Annotated in this window: 1 pseudogene; it reads left to right on the top strand. The window is 67.9% G+C overall.

The features are described from left to right. Window position 1: 1 nt before the first annotated feature. A pseudogene (locus tag ABWP09_RS11640) lies at window positions 2-1,266 on the top strand (transcription-repair coupling factor); the annotation flags it as partial.

The raw sequence follows: 1,266 nt of genomic DNA on the forward strand, positions 1-1,266 counted from the left end.
AATGCCCGACCTCAACAAGATCCTCACCGCCAAGACCCCCCTGACGCTCGCCGGTGTCCCCGCCGGGTTCGAACCGTGGCTGCTCGCCGATCTGGCGCGTGCCGCCAAAACCCGCGCCGTGTTCGTCGCGCCGGACGAAGCCGCGATGCGCGCGATCGCATCGACCGCGCCGACCTTTGCGCCCGAACTGGAAGTGCTGACGTTTCCGGCCTGGGACTGTCTGCCTTACGATCGCGCCTCCCCAACGCTTCGCGTGATGGCCGAACGCATGGCCACGCTGCACCGCTTGCAGCAGGTGCCGAAAGGCCCGCAGCTCCTGCTCACCACGGTCAATGCCGTCGCGCAGCGCACGCTCACCCAGTTCCGCATCCGTCAGCTCGTCGCGCGCCTCGCGCCGAAGGAACGGATCGGGCGCGACCGGCTTGCCGCACAATTGCAGGCGAACGGCTATGTCCGAGTCGAGACCGTCGCCGATGCCGGCGAATTTGCGGTGCGCGGCGGTCTGGTCGATCTGTTCCCGAGCGGCGAGGAACAGGCACTGCGGCTCGACTTCTTCGGCGACGAGATTGAAAGCGTCCGCACCTTCGACCCGGCCGACCAGCGCACCACCGGGCGGATCGACGGGTTCGTGCTGCTGCCAGCGTCCGAAACGCTGATCGACGAGGACAGCATCAAACGCTTCCGCGCGCGCTACCGCGAGCGGTTCGGCGCGACCGCGACCGGCGACCCGCTGTATCAGGCGATCAGCGACGGGCGGCGGCTCGCGGGGATGGAGCATTGGCTTCCGCTGTTCGAGGAGAAGCTGTCGACGCTGTTCGACCATCTCGGCGATAACGCAGTAATCCTGCGCGATTCAGGCGCGGTCGCGGCGGCCGAGGCGCGGTTCGAGGCGATCACTGATTATCACGGCAACCGCGTCAAGGCGCAGTCGAGCGATCCCGGCAGTTACCGGCCACTCCCCGCCGACGCGCTGTATCTGACCGCGACCGATCTGGCCGACCGGCTCGACGCCGCGCCCGCGCACCGCATCACCGCCTTCCACGAGCCTGAGAGCGCGACGGTGCTCGATTTCGGCGTCGATGGCCCGCGCGATTTCGGCGCCGAGCGCGCGAATGGCACGAACGTCTATGAGGCGGTGGTCCAGCACCTCAAGACGATCCAGCGCGACGGACGCAAAGCCGTGCTGGCCAGCTATTCGACCGGCGCGCGCGAACGGCTGGCGGGGTTGCTCAAGGATCATGGGGCCGAGAACCTCAAGCTGGTCGA

This window comes from Sphingomonas sp., assembly GCF_040398505.1.
GTDB lineage: Bacteria > Pseudomonadota > Alphaproteobacteria > Sphingomonadales > Sphingomonadaceae > Sphingomonas.